This window comes from Candidatus Nitrotoga sp. BS, assembly GCF_927797785.1.
Classification (GTDB): Bacteria; Pseudomonadota; Gammaproteobacteria; order Burkholderiales; family Gallionellaceae; genus Nitrotoga.
On record NZ_CAKMLL010000117.1, the window covers coordinates 1 to 15,271 of the forward strand.

The following is a 15,271-nucleotide window of genomic DNA, read 5'->3' on the forward strand; positions in this document are numbered from 1 at the left end:
CTCCTTACAAATAAAAAACCCTCTCCTTCGTGAGAGGGTTTTTTATTTGATGAAAGTACAGATGAAAATTTTTAGAATAAAACGTTTATATTTAGATATGCTTTGCTAATTATCCGGCCTTACCTGTATAGGTAGCTGGTGTGACCTTACATAAGCGTTGCTTTTTTGTTTCAAGAATGCCTAACGTGTGAATGCATGCAGGCTGTCGCGGCTGATGCTGCCTTTGCCGCGTGCCAGTTTTTTAAGTTCGTCGTAGATGTTTTCAATGCTATAACGCCACATTACAGTTTGGATTGGTTCAGCTAGTACTTCTCAGCTGTTGCTTAAATCTTTTAGACGGCAGCTCACAGTGAATTTATCGTTTTGTGAGCGTTAGGAATTTACGGTATCATTGTACCTCATGATTAAATACATTTTTATTACTGGTGGAGTGGTGTCCTCCTTAGGCAAGGGTATTGCAGCGGCGTCACTTGCGGCGATTCTTGAATCACGTGGCCTTAAAGTAACTTTACTTAAGCTAGATCCTTACATAAATGTTGATCCTGGTACCATGAGCCCATTCCAGCACGGCGAGGTGTTTGTTACAGAAGATGGTGCAGAAACTGACCTTGATTTAGGACATTATGAACGTTTCGTTTCAGCCAAAATGCGCAAGGCCAATAATTTTACAACTGGTCAGATATATGACAGCGTGATCCGCAAGGAGCGTCGCGGTGAATATCTCGGAAAGACGGTTCAGGTCATTCCGCATATAACTAATGAAATTAACGCGTTTATTGAACGTGGTGCAATGGCTTCATATGATGGCAATGCCGATGTGGCTATCGTTGAAATTGGTGGAACGGTAGGGGATATTGAGTCTTTGCCATTTTTGGAAGCAGCCCGGCAAATGGGATTGCGTCATGAGCGTAGTAATACGGCTTATGTGCATTTAACACTGGTGCCATACATTGCCAGTGCGGGTGAGTTAAAAACCAAGCCGACGCAACACAGTGTACAGAAACTTCGTGAGATTGGTATTTTTCCAACCGCTTTGTTATGTCGTGCAGATCGTCCGATTCCTGATGAGGAGCGTGCCAAAATTTCATTGTTTTCGAATGTACGTGAAGAAGCAGTGATTTCAATGTGGGATGTGGACAGCATCTATAAAGTTCCACAGATGTTGAATGAACAGGGTCTGGATCGCATAGTATGTGAGCAACTGGGGTGGTCACATCTTCCACCTGCTGATTTGTCAGTCTGGGCCAAACTTATTTGTTCACTGGATCATCCGCAGCATGAAGTTACCATCGGTATGGTAGGCAAATATGTTGAATTGACTGAGTCATATAAATCTTTAATTGAAGCTTTGCGACATGCGGGTATACACACTTCAACGCGTGTCAATATTGAATATATTGATTCAGAAATTCTCGAATGCGGTGGTATAGATGGTCTAAGTAGTCTCGACGCAGTTTTAGTTCCGGGGGGGTTTGGTAAGCGTGGCACCGAAGGAAAAATTGCCGCGATACGCTATGCCCGCGAAAATAATCTGCCTTTCCTTGGTATTTGCCTAGGCATGCAACTTGCAGTGATTGAATTTGCGCGTCATGTGGCAGGTATGATGGATGCAAACAGCACAGAGTTTAATCCAGAATCAGAACATCCGGTGGTGGCGCTTATTACAGAATGGCGCGACAGCGATGGCAAAGTTGAGAGTCGCAGTACTGATTCCGATCTGGGCGGTACCATGCGCTTGGGTGCACAGCGGTGCCCTATCAAACTACATACCTTGGCTGCGACAATCTACGGCGCTGAAGTCAATGAACGTCACCGCCATCGCTATGAGGTTAATAATTACTATGTGGCTGCGCTTGAAAAAGCCGGTCTGGTGATTTCTGCGCGCACGCCGAGTGAGGCTTTACCTGAGATAATGGAGTTACCGCAAGCTATGCACCCATGGTTTATTGGCGTACAGTTCCATCCTGAATTTACTTCTACGCCGCGCGGAGGCCATCCCCTTTTTAAAGCTTTTGTCGAAGCGGCTATTGAATGTCATATGTCATCCCTTTCTGCAAAAAAATAGCGGCCATTATGAAACTGTGTAATTTTGAAATCGGCTTGAATAAGCCATTATTCCTAATTGCAGGGCCTTGTGTAATTGAGTCCGAGCAATTGGCGTTGGACACAGCGGGGCAAATCAAAGAGATTTGTCTGAAGCTGGGTATCCCTTTTATTTACAAATCATCTTATGATAAGGCAAATCGCAGTTCTGATAAATCTTTTCGTGGCTTTGGAATAGATACGGGTCTGAAAATTTTAGACAAGGTGAAGACTCAAATTGGTGTGCCGGTGTTAACTGATGTGCATAGCATTGAGGAAATCGCGCTGGTTGCTGCAGTGGTTGATGTTCTGCAAACGCCTGCTTTTTTGTGCCGTCAGACCGATTTCATTCATGCCGTTGCAAGTTCTGGACGCCCCGTGAATATAAAGAAGGGGCAATTCCTTTCACCATGGGACATGCAAAACGTGGTCGCAAAGGCGCGTGAGGCTAGCTGTCAGGATAACATTATGGTATGTGAGCGCGGTGCATCATTTGGATATAACAATCTGGTGTCGGACATGCGTTCCTTAGCCGTAATGCGTAACACCGGCTGTCCGGTTGTATTTGATGCCACGCACTCTGTGCAGTTGCCTGGCGGGCAGGGTACAGTAAGCGGCGGACAGCGTGAATTCGTGCCAGTGCTGGCGCGAGCGGCTGTAGCGGCTGGCATTTCTGGGTTGTTCATGGAAACGCATCCCAATCCCGTGCAAGCATTGTCGGATGGGCCGAATGCTTTTCCACTTGGGTACCTGGAGGAACTGTTGCACACCTTGATAATTTTGGATGTTGCAGTTAAAGAACAAGGTTTAATCGAAGAAAGCATAGATTTGTGCAATGTATAGCGAATGAAGGAATAAGTGATGAGTGCAATTGTTGATGTTGTAGCGCGTGAGATTTTGGATTCCCGTGGAAACCCCACGGTCGAGGTAGATGTATTGTTGGAGTCAGGCGTTATTGGCCGTGCAGCTGTGCCTTCTGGTGCATCCACTGGTGACAAAGAAGCGGTTGAGCTTCGTGATGAAGACAAACAACGATACTATGGTAAAGGCGTGTTGAAAGCGGTGGAGAACGTTAACACCGAAATTGCCGAAGCTATAATCGGTTTGGATGCCGCAGAGCAAGCATATATTGATCAGACTATGATTGATCTGGATGGTACCGAAAATAAATCTCGACTCGGTGCAAATGCAATCTTAGCGGTATCCATGGCTGTGGCCAAAGCTGCTGCGGAAGAGTCTGGTCTGCCGTTGTACCGTTATCTGGGTGGCTCGGCGCGAATGGGAATGCCCGTACCCATGATGAACATCATCAACGGCGGTGCTCACGCCAACAATAACATTGACATGCAGGAATTCATGATTATTCCGGTTGGTGCAGCCAGCTTCCGTGAGGCGTTGCGTTGCGGAGCAGAAATATTCCACGCGTTAAAGGGTCTGATTGACGACAAGGGCATGCCAACTACTGTTGGTGACGAAGGTGGTTTCGCACCCAATTTGCCTAATAACGAAGCTGCATTGCAGTTGATTATTGAAGGTATAGAGGCAGCAGGTTACGTGCCTGGTATGGATGTAGTGATCGGTGTGGATTGCGCTAGTTCGGAGTTTTACAAGGACGGTCTGTACCATCTGGAATCAGAAGGTATCAAACTGACATCCGCGCAGTTTGTTGATTATCTAGCCAATTGGGTCGACAAATATCCATTAATTAGCATAGAAGATGGTATGAGCGAGCATGACTGGTGTGGCTGGAAGCTGCTAACCCAGCGCTTGGGAAAAAATGTGCAATTGGTAGGCGACGACGTCTTTGTAACTAATACCAAGATATTGCGCGAAGGAATTCGTCAGGGCCTGGCTAATTCTATTCTGATTAAAATTAACCAGATCGGCACGCTGACAGAAACTTTCGCCGCCATCGAGATGGCAAAGCGCGCAGGCTACACTGCAGTGATTTCGCACCGCTCCGGTGAGACGGAAGACACTATGATTGCCGATATTGCTGTTGGTGCCAACGTCCTGCAAATTAAAACCGGTTCACTGTCACGTTCTGATCGCATAGCGAAGTATAACCAGCTTCTGCGTATTGAAGAAGACATGGGCGACAGCGCGTATTATCCTGGACGTGATGCATATCACCAACTTGTATAGGCTTTGCGCTTGTTCTTAATTTAATATATATATGCGCTGGGTCTTGCTGTTATTGATATCTTTACTACTGCTATTGCAGTATCCGATGTGGCTTGGGAAGGGTGGCTGGTTGAAAGTCTGGGATCTTGATCGCCATGTTGATGAACAGAAATACATAAATAGAAAGACTCAAGCTCGCAATGCAGTGCTGGACGCCGAGGTACGCGATTTAAAGCAAGGTACGGGAGCCGTAGAAGAGCGCGCTCGTAGTGAGCTGGGCATGGTCAAGCGCGATGAAATATTCTTTCAGATAGCGGGTAACCATTCATTATTACCTGCCTCAGCAACGCTTGATTCCAAGGCGGCTAGTGGTGTGCCTCTGAAGTAACCGTACAAAAAGCTTTGATTTTCGCCAACCTGCCTTGTTCGTTATTGCCGCAATCTAGTGTTGCATTCTGATTTGAACTTAACCTATATTTACATCTAAATCTAAATCTAAATCTATATCATATCTATATAAGATATACATGGCTAGCGTGTACTAGTGTTGTTACGGTACATTTCGCTCGTTATTTTCCCGTCAATTGATCATTTTTTGATCCCGCTAAGCGTTGAACTGATTGCCGAAGTTTGGTATTGATCGCTTCAATTGTGTATTGCATTCTAACGAATAAGGTCAGACCCGGAACATGGTGGTTAAATTATTATGTGCAAAAATATAGCATGATACTGATTTAATACATGATTGCTTGGTATGAAAAACACTGTATGAAAAACACTGCGGGGTATTTGAATCAGAGTTATTTGTATGGACCGGCGTTCAAAAAAACGTAATTGAAGTTTATCAAATTATAATTTGATAAACTTCAATGCACTGTCAACATTTTTTGTTTAATTCTGTTTAAAATTTATGAAGTCCTTATTAATTTTGGGTTTGAATGTTTTTTTGATAACGAAATCTCTTCATCATCATATAATTGCCAAGAAAAAACGGATCGCTGTGACATAATCAAGATCAATTAATAAAGAGATAATGTTGATCACTTCTGTCCCGTTAAATTAAGTCTTGCCAATGTAAAGTTTAATTTAAAACGCGGATTCAACAACGAAGTGCAACTTTTTCTAACAGAATGATGGGGCGAGATGCCATAGTATCGGAACCCCATCAACGACAAAGCAGCAGGAGCACAAATGGAAAGCTACCAGCAACTAGGTTGACAATTACCGCCGGCAAAGCTGGGGAATACTTACTTTAGCAGGTTAACGCTCACTGAAAACATGAAAAACAATACACCAATAGAGTTTGCTCGGCAGGCATTGACGCAACTTTCCAATGACAAGATCCCACCAACGCCGGAGAATTATCGACGTGTTTATGACAGGATCGCAGGAATTGAGTCTGTTGATCATTCTGTAATTCTTAACAAGTCTCTGATAAAAATTTTAAACGAGATGGGTAGGGAATACCCCAAGTTTGCAACAGCTGCCGAATCCTTTCATAAATTATTTGAGAAATCGGATCCGATCGAATTGGAGGAGTTGCTTCGCAGCCTTCTTACAAAGGGTGGTGAAGACGCTGGAGTGAATTGGAACACGCTTTTACGCTCTCTTCTGAAGCAATTAGAAACAAATCATGGGAGTTTTAGTCTGCATCAAAAAATTGAAAAATTGAATGATACATTGATTAGGTTTACCAATGATCATAATCAGTTGGGCATGAAGATTCATGTCTTGATTACATCTTGGGAGAAAGGTCAGTTAAACCATCAAACTGCTGCAATAAATTACATCAACGAAAAAGAGAAAATACAAGAGCAAGCTGCGATTCAGGCAGTTGTTTTGTCATCCGGTTCAGGGTCTCAGGCTGATGATAGTCAGCCGGAACTGGCAATTATTTGGCGTGACATGTTAATCAGAACCATTGATCTAGCCGTTGCTCCACAGCTGGTTGACACTTCAGGTGCTACGTTGAGATTAGAAGCGTTGGTAAAGCGTATGAGCGAATCTTTGACAATAGAAGAAGTGAAAGTGTTGGGTGAGTCACTAAAATCTACTTTGCTCCGCGCGGAGTTGAAAAATGATTCGCAGCTTCGTATACAGGAAATGCTTGTTCAAATGTTACGCCTGCTGGTTTCCAGCATGGGTGAGATGACTGTCGAAGACAAATGGTTATTTGGTCAGATAGCAATCATTCAAGAGATAATTTCAAAGCCGATCAATGTCGATGCACTTTACAATGCAGAAAACAGTCTCAAAGAGCTAATCTATAAGCAATCACATATCAAGCCGACTCTCATTGAGGCTAAAGAAGCTATTAGGAAAATGGCAGCCACTTTCGCAAATAATTTGGCAGATATTACAGAGAGTACGGATAGCTATCAGCTTAAGATCAATAATTATCAGGAGCAAATTACATCGACACATGACATCACCAAGTTGATCGCCATACTTGGAAATTTGGTTGGAGACATTGGGAAGATGAATGTGGACGCGAAATGTAATCTTGCGGCATTTCAAGAAATCAAGAAAAAAGTGGAAGAAGCAGAGAATACAATTAACGAACTCACTACAAAGCTTGATTACATTAGTGAAGCTGCCCACCAAGATTTTTTAACAGGTGCTTTGAATAGGCGCGGCATGGAGGCAGCACTGGTGCAAGAATTCGAAAGGGCCGACAGGCACGGCACACCTTTAACGCTTGCAATGATCGATATTGACCATTTCAAAAAAATCAATGATACCCTTGGACACTCCGTTGGTGATGTTGCACTTGCACACTTGGCGAAAGTGGTTAAGAGCGTAATACGTAGTACAGATGTACTGGCCCGCTATGGAGGTGAAGAATTCACTATTATTCTTCCCGGCACAAAAGAGGTAGACGCAATAGAAGTTGTTAAAGGAGTGCAGCGCGATCTAACCAAGAATTTCTTTCTAAAAAATAACGAGCGTGTACTCATTACGTTTAGCGCTGGTGTGGCAGAGCGTTTTTTGGGAGAGCCGATCGATGAAGTATTGTCACGGGCTGATACTGCACTTTACCAGGCTAAACAGACTGGGCGCAATCGTGTTGTTGGCGCGTCAACGCCTACACAGATACCCAACATAAAATGAGTTAAGACACATGCAACTCTTCTGACTATACTCAGAGTGGGCAACCTGGATCGTTCATTGCTTTTCATACAAGCAGCTAGTCTTCCTGCATTATCAGAAAGTGCCGCCTGTATTTAGGATTGTGACCTAGCTTGCCTTGCTCCCGACGCGCTCGCTATGCACCACGTGAAATACGCCTTACTGTAGATGCCCACCATCCTAGACAAGCCAGCTGGAAAATGTGGCAAAATGTTTTAGTCGGCGATCCATAATTAACAATTAAATGAGTAATAAGAACAAACAGATAATTGTGATATAGCTATTTTTAACTGATATGGTTTTTCTTGAGGGTATCTCTGAAAATACGATTTTGCGAGCAGCCGCTTCGCAGCTTGCCTGCTTACTCCATTTCGTCACAATACTGCGTTACTCAAAAAAATACTACTTACAGATCAGGTGTTTGCCGCGCTCAAGTTTTTCACTCGCGTCTTGCCTTGCCTAGAAAATTGAATTTTCAGAGGTGCCCTTGAATTTTGAAAATTATATAGCGCCAGCTTGATGCGCCTGCTCGTCAGCATGGTAGCTGCTGCGCACCATCGGCCCGCAGGCTGCATGTGAGAATCCCATTTCAAGCGCGGACTGCTCGAAACTTTTAAATGTGTCCGGGTGGACATAACGTAACACCGGCAGATGACTGTTGGAGGGTTGTAAATATTGTCCCAGCGTGAGCATTTGTACATCATGTGCACGCATATCTCTCATTACCTGTAATACCTCCTCGTCAGTCTCGCCCAGTCCCAGCATCAGGCCGGATTTTGTTATCGTCTGTGGAAAGCGTGTTTTGAAATCTTTTAGTAATTTGAGCGAATGAGTGTAGTCTGCACCAGGACGTGCCAGTTTGTAGAGGCGGGGTACGGTTTCCATATTGTGGTTAAGTACGTCAGGCAGGCTATTCGCCAGAATGTCCAACGCGGTTTCCAGGCGGCCACGAAAATCCGGTACCAGTGTTTCCAGCTTGGTATGGGGTGAAGTAGCACGAATGGCAGTCAAACAATCGACGAAATGCTGTGCGCCACCATCCCGCAGATCGTCGCGATCCACGCTAGTAATAACTACATACTTAAGCTTGAGTATTGCAATGGACTTTGCCAGATGTGCCGGTTCGTTAGCATCTGGTGCCAGCGGTTTTCCGTGCCCTACGTCGCAGAAGGGGCAGCGCCGTGTGCAGAGGTCGCCTAGAATCATAAAAGTGGCCGTACCCTTGCTGAAGCATTCGCCAATGTTGGGGCAAGAGGCTTCTTCGCACACAGTGTGCAATTTGTGTTCGCGCAGCAGGCGCTTGACGTCGTGATAACCTTGCCCGCTGCCGGACTTAACTCGTATCCATTCTGGTTTGCGTAGTCGTTGCTCTAGTTGAACAATTTTGATTGGGTTACGTGTTGTTTTAGCTGCGCCAGTTTGCTTTTCTATAATAGTCATAATGATTTTTCCTTATTGCTGGTTTGCATGCAAGGCGAGCACTTACATAGGTAATAGTTAGGCGGATTTCTCTGCTTTATGCTGTTGTAATAACTCGATCAAATTCTGTGCAAGTTGCCGTTCCAGATTGGACTGCGGAGCGAAGATACCCAAGTCTTTCGCTTGGATAACGCGCAATCCGGCAAAGCCACATGGGTTAATGTAAGCGAATGGGGCAAGATCCATGTCTATATTAAACGCCAATCCGTGATAGCAGCATCCATTGCGGATTTTTAAGCCGAGTGCGGCAATTTTTGCGCCATCCACATACACACCCGGTGCTTCCTCCCTTCCCTGAGCTATTACGCCGAATGGTGCAAGCAAATCTATCACTGCCTGTTCCATTAGCCTTACCAGTCCGCGCACGTTAAGTTTCCAGCGACGTAAATCCAGCATAAGGTAGGCGACGATCTGGCCGGGGCCGTGGTAGGTAATCTGGCCGCCACGGTCGATCTTGACCACCGGAATGTCGCTTGCATGCAGAAGGTGTTCCGGTTTCCCTGCCAAGCCTTGGGTGTAGACTGGAAAATGATGTAATAGCCAGATTTCATCTCGCGTATCAGCGTTACGTGCATCGGTGAACTGTTTCATCGCTTGCCAGGTTTGCTGGTATTCGACCAGACCTAGATGCTTAATCAGCGGTACCATTTTACTAAAGCACCATCACTACTTGTGGGTGGTCGCACAATTCTTGATACAGCGCATTGAGTTGTTCGCGTGAAGTAGCACGTACGGTGCAGGTCAAACCGATGTAGCGTGCTCCACTACTGGGGCGCATTTCCATGGTGGCGGCGTTAAAGTCGTGATCATAACGCATTACCACTTCCGCCACTGTTTGCGCGAAGCCCTGATGTGATAGCCCTAACACCTTGATTGGGAAGTCGCACGGGTATTCGATAAGACTGTCAGTAAGCGCCATGGATACCTTGGTAAGTTTAGGGTCTTTAACCCCAGGGGGGCGGGGAATTGAAGTTGTATCAAATTTGTTACTCCCTGTATCTGCCAAACTGTTAGCTGATAGCACGGAAATGTCGAGCTTTTACGTCTTACGCATCACGTCGCGCTTATAGTCCTGATAATGTTTATGTAATTTGGCGAACATCACCCCGGGTTTACCATCGCCTACCGGCTTATTATCCAATGTGGTGATGGCAAGCACTTCTTTTGTGGAAGAGGTAAGTAATAGCTCGTCGGCGATGAATATTTCTTCCTTGGCAATCTTGCGAACTTCATACGGAATGCTGTTGGCCACGGCGATTTCCAGCAATACGTCGTAGGTAATTCCAGGCAGCATAAGATTATCTTTAGGCGGAGCGAGAAGGACGCCATTTTTTACTAGAAAAATGTTACTGGCTGAACCCTCAGTCATGAAATTATCATCACGGATCAAAATGGTTTCGGCACAGCCAGCATCTATCGCCATTTGACGTAGCAGCACGTTAGGTAAAAGTGAGATGGCCTTGATATCGCAATTGAGCCAGCGGTTGTCCGGCGCACTTATCGCACCCACACCGCTAGTTAGTAACGCGGCAGGTGGTGTAAAAAGCGGGTTGCTCATCATAAACACGGTCGGCTGAACCGCAGGGTTAGGGAAAGCATGGTCGCGTTTCGCTACCCCGCGTGTGATATGCAGATATAAATATTGATCTTCTGCTGTATTGCGCTCGATCAGATCCGAGATGAGCTCAGTCCATTCTTGGTCACTGTGCGGATTTGTCAGGCGTATGCCGTCCAAGCTGTATTGCAAGCGCCGGAGATGTTCGGCCAGTCGGAAAGCAAAGCGCGAATACACCGGAATTACTTCATATACGCCATCGCCGAAAATGAAGCCACGATCCAGCACAGGAATGCGTGCTTCGTCAATGGGCATGAATTGCCCGTTCAAATAGACTGTCATTTGATGATCCTTAAAGAAGACTTTATTTAAAAAGCATACGGATGCTGTCCCAGCCGCGCGAAAATACATTGGCCAGTGGCATAGACTCCAGAGCCACCAGCTTGTACTCGGCATACGGTTTGCCGCCCAGGGTAATTTTCATTATGCCTATTTTTTGTCCACTAGTAATAGGCGCTATAAGAGGTTGTTGCGTTTCCATGGTAGCCTTCAATTGTGCTATTTGTCCCGTAGGGATGGACAGGAACAGATCGCTGCGGAATCCAACTTTGACCTTGCTCTCGGTGCCTTTCCACAGAAGTATGCTGGCTACCGGTTTGTTCTTCTGATACAGCCGTACGGTTTCGAAATTTTGGAAGCCGTAATTTAGCAGTTTTTGGCTTTCGCTTGTTCGTAAATTGTCGGAGGCCGTGCCCAGCACCACTGATATTAGTCGCCGCTGGTTGCGCTTGGCCGAAGCCACTAAACAAAATCCAGCACTTTCTGTGTGTCCCGTTTTCATCCCATCCACATAGGGATCCATCCACAGTAAACGGTTGCGGTTGGCTTGATTAATATTATTGTACTGAAATTCGCGCAAGCTATAGAGCAGATAGTGCTCCGGAAATTCGCGCACTATGGCAGCGGCGAGTAACACTGTATCGTAGGCACTGGAATAGTGCTGTGGATGCGGCATTCCGGTGGCGTTGATGTAATGCGTGTTGCTCATGCCCAGTCGCTGTGCTTCCTGGTTCATTAGTTTGGCGAAATTTTCCTCGTTGCCAGCTATGGTGGTTGCCAACACACGTGCTGCGTCGTTACCAGACTGAACGATGAGACCACGAAGTAAGTCTGCAATCGACACAGGTGTGCGTTCGTCGAGAAACATGCGTGATTCTGTACCTTGGGCACGAAGTGCTTCTGTTGATGGGGTTACTTTCTGGTTCAGCGAAAGTTTGTTCAGCTTGAGGGCGCTGAAGGTCAAGTAGGCCGTCATCAGCTTAGTAATGGATGCGGGTTCATTGCGTTCATTACCGTTCTGGTCGACCAATATCTGATTGCTGGTAACGTCATATAGCAGATAGGATTTTGCTGCAAGCACAGGGTCGGACGGCAGGGTGGCTAGCTGCGCCTGAGCAAACAAAGGGAATATAAGAGCGATGAGAAACGACAGCGTAAATTTCATATTGATGCTACCAACCAAATCCGTAATTATAAACGTGTGAGATTGGTTGGGCTATGGGGAGAGTTTAATTGCATAGTTAAGATGCGCTGAAAACAGAGCATCTTAATCAATATACAGCTGCAGCTTGCTCCGCTTGTTCAGCTACTTGCACGCTAATTTCATCAGCCTTGCTAGGATCGATACCCAAAACCTCCCAATCCTCGTCGCTGATGTTGGCATCGACGTGTTCATTCATACCAAAGGAAGCTAGCAATTTTTCTGCCAAGTTAATCATGTGCACTATTGGTTGTCCCGCTGCTGCCTCGATTACATCCGGTGTATGGTGGTAGCGCAGCACGGTAACGATTTCATCCGGTAAATTCCAGTGGCGCGCTAGCTCAGCGCCCAATTCGTCGTGGCTTATTTCTAGCATTTCTTGTTCTATATTCAGCGCAGGATAATCAGGTTCTACTGCCAAACGGAAATGCAGCTGATCGCTCCGTTTTGGATCCAGAAAAGCGAGGGCGAGATAGCCGATGTCATGCAGTATGCCAGCCAAAAATACTTGGTCATCCTTAGGACGGATCTTTGCGGGCATGGCACGGGCGATGCCGAGCATGGCAAAAGCGATGCCGAAACTATGTAACCACAGATCCTGTGTCTTGAACTTACCAGCGGATACTTTGGTCGACAGGGACATGATGGCGATGCCAGTCGCAATCGATTTGACACGGTTCATGCCCAGCGATATCGCAGCCTCTTTTACGGATGTTGTTTTTCGCTTGGAGCCAAGCGTTGCTGAATTGGATAGCCCTATGATCTTAGCTGAGATTTGCGGATCTTGCTCGACCAGCATTAACAATTCCCGTTCGTTTTCGTCGGTATCTATCTTTAGTGCCAGTAGTTTTTGTGCAATGACCGGCAAGGCGGGCAGTGCATCAATATATTTGACAGCCTGTCTAAGATCGATATTTTCGTCGCTGGAAGTTATGTGTGTGCTATCGGTCGGCATGTTCATTCCTCGAGTTGGTTTTGTTCGTTATGGTTGAGTGTGAAATGCTTGCGGCTACCATTCTATCCAAATCTATCCAAATTGCCGACGTAAAAATGTTTATATTAAGCTAAATTGATATAGTAGATCGGCTTTCAGGATTCTATCCTAGGGCGGGGTATGCTGGCCACGGTAAATTTGTCCTCAGGGAATCTGGATCCCCGCGACCGTCGAGTTGAGAGTTATCTACAGATAGCCGAAGGCAAAACGTGTGCAGAAACTGAGTTTGCGCATTATCGCGGCGATGGATTGAACGGGCTTCTGAAAATACCTTAAGTATTCTGACCGCGATGCGGCGCAGACAGAAAAATTTTCTGGGCCGAAGCCGGTTTGGATTCAGCTACGATCTTAGTCGTAGTTCCAGTCGGTGATGTAGCGAATGCTTTAGATATTCCCTCGCAGTCAATCTATATTCTCGCCGTTATACTTGGTAGAACCTGCAAAATTGCATAGTTTTAAATATTGGTATGTGGTTCACAGCATCATGCAGCTATGAAAATATTTTTACAGCTTCGGGGACAATAAGTGCACTTTAAGATCTCGACAGGCTGCTTAAATTGTCGAAAGTGTTTGTTCTAAAAAGTTGAAAACGGACTTTCTCGCCAGCTATAGGCCGCTGTAATTATTTATTTCTGAAATCCTCCAAAATATATTTGTTCTTAAGCAACCCTTAAGCTTGGTCTTTTATTCTACGAACCTCTTAATGCAATACAGGAGGTAAAAATGTTTCGCAAATTTAACGTGTCGTTTGTTTTAGCGCTGGTGACTGTCGCTGAGTTAATTTCATACCCAACTTTCGCTCAAACGCCTGCAGAGGCGCTGGCTGCCATTCAAAGCGATGCGGCTAAGACTGCTGAGGGCTTTAAGGGATTTTCAGCTGCGCGCGGGGAAAGTTTTTTCAAGGCAAAGCACGGTAATGAATGGAGCTGCGCCTCTTGTCATACCGAAAATCCTGCGACGCCAGGCAAGCATGCAAAGACCGGCAAAGTCATACAGCCGTTTGCGCCAGCTGCCAATGCAGATAGGTTTACTGACCCGCGCAAGGTAGCAAAATGGTTCAAGCGCAACTGTAATGACGTGCTTGACCGCATCTGTTCACCGCAGGAAAAAGGCGATGTACTTACTTACCTGCTTACCGTTAAAAAATAATCAAGGAGATTGATATGTCGATATGTTATGGAAATTTCCCACGTGGACTTGTTTCGGTCTTGTTGGTTATGGGTGCATCAATGTCCATCGCAGAGGCAGGCGATCAAGCTGAAAAATATGGCGGCGAAAACCGTGGCAAACCAGTCCAACCTTCTCAAGTTAACGCAAAATTTCAGCAGGAATGCTCCTCCTGTCACATCGGATATTCGCCGGGGTTGCTGCCCGCAGCATCCTGGCGCAAGGTCATGGGTGGTTTAGATAAGCACTTCGGTTCGGATGCTTCGCTGACTGATCAAGAGAATAAGGAGATCACCACTTTTCTGGTGAACAATGCTTCTAACCGCTGGCGTGCTCCGACAGCGCCTTTGCGGATCACTGAGACTGCCTGGTTTAAGCGCAAGCACAATAGCCACGAAATTCCCCCGACTGTTTGGAAGAATCCGAAGGTGAAGAGTCCGGCTAATTGTGCGGCCTGCCACCAGCAGGCAGAGCGCGGTGATTTCAATGAAAATAATATAAAAATACCCAAGTAAAAGGAGAGCATCATGAGTCAACGTATTTTGGTTTGGGATGTGCCGACACGGGTTTTTCATTGGTTGTTTGCGCTGTCATTCACAGGCGCGTATCTAACTGCTGAAACGGAGCGTTATCGTGATATTCATGTGGTACTTGGTTACACCCTGTTGGGCTTAATCACGTTCAGGTTGCTGTGGGGATTTTTCGGTACACACTATGCGAAGTTTCGCTCGTTTTGGTTCAAACCCAGCGAAATTGTTGCTTATTCGCTATCGCTGCTCAAGGGCAAACCTAAGCACTATGTAGGACACAATCCGGCAGGAAGTGTGGCGATTTGGCTGCTGATAACCCTGGGCATCTTGTCCGGAGTGACTGGGGTGATATTGTTTCAAGACATCGGTGGTGATGTGTTGGAGGAATTACATGAGGTTACATCCAATGCCATGCTGGCTGTGGTATTTTTCCACATAGCCGGGGTGGTGGTGAGCAGCTTAATGCATCGCGAGAATCTGGTGCGCTCCATGGTCACCGGTTTCAAATCCGCAGAGCCGAATGAAGGCATCCGTCGTTCATACCGCTGGCTGGGTGTCATAATGCTGGTGGGTGTTGTGGCATTCTGGGTTGATTACCCAGCAACTGGTCTGGCGACAACAAGTGAAACTGTGGCGAAAGTTGGGCAGCACAGCCATGGCTAAACATTATT

14 protein-coding genes and 1 pseudogene are annotated in these 15,271 nt (G+C 46.0%); 8 read left to right on the forward strand and 7 right to left on the reverse strand.

Annotated elements, in window-relative coordinates:
- Positions 1-109: 109 nt before the first annotated feature.
- Positions 110-312: pseudogene (locus MJ769_RS14820) on the reverse strand (adenylosuccinate lyase); the annotation flags it as partial.
- Between the two features lie 88 nt (positions 313-400).
- On the opposite strand from MJ769_RS14820, the gene MJ769_RS13870 reads away from it, so the two are divergent.
- The 5 genes from MJ769_RS13870 (at position 401) to MJ769_RS13890 (ending at position 7,317) form a co-directional block, all read left to right on the forward strand.
- Positions 401-2,065 carry a CTP synthase gene (locus tag MJ769_RS13870; RefSeq protein ID WP_239237733.1) on the forward strand — a complete coding sequence of 555 codons (1,665 nt, stop codon included), beginning with the start codon at positions 401-403 and terminating at the stop codon, positions 2,063-2,065.
- Positions 2,066-2,073: 8 nt separating this feature from the next.
- On the forward strand, positions 2,074-2,925 hold the full coding sequence (gene kdsA, locus MJ769_RS13875; protein ID WP_239237734.1) for a 3-deoxy-8-phosphooctulonate synthase: 852 nt from the start codon (positions 2,074-2,076) through the stop codon (positions 2,923-2,925).
- 18 nt (positions 2,926-2,943) lie between these two features.
- Positions 2,944-4,227: a phosphopyruvate hydratase gene (eno, locus tag MJ769_RS13880; protein ID WP_239237735.1), complete on the forward strand. Its 1,284-nt coding sequence runs from the start codon at positions 2,944-2,946 to the stop codon at positions 4,225-4,227.
- 43 nt (positions 4,228-4,270) lie between these two features.
- Positions 4,271-4,594, forward strand: coding sequence for a cell division protein FtsB (ftsB, locus tag MJ769_RS13885; RefSeq protein ID WP_239237736.1), 324 nt, complete (start codon positions 4,271-4,273; stop codon positions 4,592-4,594).
- 890 nt (positions 4,595-5,484) lie between these two features.
- Complete coding sequence (locus MJ769_RS13890; RefSeq protein WP_239237737.1) at positions 5,485-7,317, forward strand: GGDEF domain-containing protein; 1,833 nt, start codon at positions 5,485-5,487, stop codon at positions 7,315-7,317.
- Positions 7,318-7,836: 519 nt separating this feature from the next.
- On the opposite strand, the gene lipA is transcribed toward MJ769_RS13890, so the two are convergent.
- The 6 genes from lipA to MJ769_RS13920 form a co-directional block, all read right to left on the reverse strand.
- Positions 7,837-8,775: a lipoyl synthase gene (lipA, locus tag MJ769_RS13895; RefSeq protein ID WP_239237738.1), complete on the reverse strand. Its 939-nt coding sequence runs from the start codon at positions 8,773-8,775 to the stop codon at positions 7,837-7,839.
- A 57-nt stretch (positions 8,776-8,832) separates the two neighbouring features.
- Positions 8,833-9,462: a lipoyl(octanoyl) transferase LipB gene (gene lipB / locus MJ769_RS13900; RefSeq protein WP_239237739.1), complete on the reverse strand. Its 630-nt coding sequence runs from the start codon at positions 9,460-9,462 to the stop codon at positions 8,833-8,835.
- 4 nt (positions 9,463-9,466) lie between these two features.
- Positions 9,467-9,733: an HP0495 family protein gene (locus MJ769_RS13905; RefSeq protein WP_239237740.1), complete on the reverse strand. Its 267-nt coding sequence runs from the start codon at positions 9,731-9,733 to the stop codon at positions 9,467-9,469.
- 120 nt (positions 9,734-9,853) lie between these two features.
- Positions 9,854-10,711 (reverse strand): D-amino acid aminotransferase, encoded by an 858-nt coding sequence (locus tag MJ769_RS13910; protein ID WP_239237741.1) that lies wholly within the window; start codon positions 10,709-10,711, stop codon positions 9,854-9,856.
- Between the two features lie 22 nt (positions 10,712-10,733).
- Positions 10,734-11,873, reverse strand: coding sequence for a D-alanyl-D-alanine carboxypeptidase family protein (locus MJ769_RS13915; protein ID WP_239237742.1), 1,140 nt, complete (start codon positions 11,871-11,873; stop codon positions 10,734-10,736).
- A 106-nt stretch (positions 11,874-11,979) separates the two neighbouring features.
- The gene (locus MJ769_RS13920) at positions 11,980-12,864 is read right to left on the reverse strand and encodes an HDOD domain-containing protein (protein ID WP_239237743.1); all 885 of its coding nucleotides are present in this window, start codon (positions 12,862-12,864) and stop codon (positions 11,980-11,982) included.
- A gap of 762 nt (positions 12,865-13,626) precedes the next feature.
- Between MJ769_RS13920 and MJ769_RS13925 the strand changes: the two genes are divergently transcribed.
- From MJ769_RS13925 to MJ769_RS13935, 3 genes are read left to right on the forward strand one after another with little or no spacing between them, the layout of a single operon-like run.
- Entirely contained in the window at positions 13,627-14,052 is a 426-nt protein-coding gene (locus MJ769_RS13925) for a DUF1924 domain-containing protein (protein WP_239237744.1), read from the forward strand.
- Positions 14,053-14,066: 14 nt separating this feature from the next.
- The gene (locus tag MJ769_RS13930; RefSeq protein WP_239237745.1) at positions 14,067-14,585 is read left to right on the forward strand and encodes a diheme cytochrome c; all 519 of its coding nucleotides are present in this window, start codon (positions 14,067-14,069) and stop codon (positions 14,583-14,585) included.
- A gap of 12 nt (positions 14,586-14,597) precedes the next feature.
- Entirely contained in the window at positions 14,598-15,263 is a 666-nt protein-coding gene (locus MJ769_RS13935) for a cytochrome b/b6 domain-containing protein (RefSeq protein WP_239237746.1), read from the forward strand.
- The last annotated feature ends 8 nt before the right edge of the window (positions 15,264-15,271 follow it).

Bases quoted from the DNA above. Each gene is read 5' to 3' on its own strand.
- MJ769_RS13870 (WP_239237733.1), top strand. From the start codon at position 401: ATGATTAAATACATTTTTATTACTGGTGGAGTGGTGTCCTCCTTAGGC.
- kdsA (WP_239237734.1), top strand. From the start codon at position 2,074: ATGAAACTGTGTAATTTTGAAATCGGCTTGAATAAGCCATTATTCCTA.
- eno (WP_239237735.1), top strand. From the start codon at position 2,944: ATGAGTGCAATTGTTGATGTTGTAGCGCGTGAGATTTTGGATTCCCGT.
- MJ769_RS13890 (WP_239237737.1), top strand. From the start codon at position 5,485: ATGAAAAACAATACACCAATAGAGTTTGCTCGGCAGGCATTGACGCAA.
- lipA (WP_239237738.1), bottom strand. From the start codon at position 8,775: ATGACTATTATAGAAAAGCAAACTGGCGCAGCTAAAACAACACGTAAC.
- lipB (WP_239237739.1), bottom strand. From the start codon at position 9,462: ATGGTACCGCTGATTAAGCATCTAGGTCTGGTCGAATACCAGCAAACC.
- MJ769_RS13905 (WP_239237740.1), bottom strand. From the start codon at position 9,733: ATGGCGCTTACTGACAGTCTTATCGAATACCCGTGCGACTTCCCAATC.
- MJ769_RS13910 (WP_239237741.1), bottom strand. From the start codon at position 10,711: ATGACAGTCTATTTGAACGGGCAATTCATGCCCATTGACGAAGCACGC.
- MJ769_RS13915 (WP_239237742.1), bottom strand. From the start codon at position 11,873: ATGAAATTTACGCTGTCGTTTCTCATCGCTCTTATATTCCCTTTGTTT.
- MJ769_RS13920 (WP_239237743.1), bottom strand. From the start codon at position 12,864: ATGCCGACCGATAGCACACACATAACTTCCAGCGACGAAAATATCGAT.
- MJ769_RS13925 (WP_239237744.1), top strand. From the start codon at position 13,627: ATGTTTCGCAAATTTAACGTGTCGTTTGTTTTAGCGCTGGTGACTGTC.
- MJ769_RS13930 (WP_239237745.1), top strand. From the start codon at position 14,067: ATGTCGATATGTTATGGAAATTTCCCACGTGGACTTGTTTCGGTCTTG.
- MJ769_RS13935 (WP_239237746.1), top strand. From the start codon at position 14,598: ATGAGTCAACGTATTTTGGTTTGGGATGTGCCGACACGGGTTTTTCAT.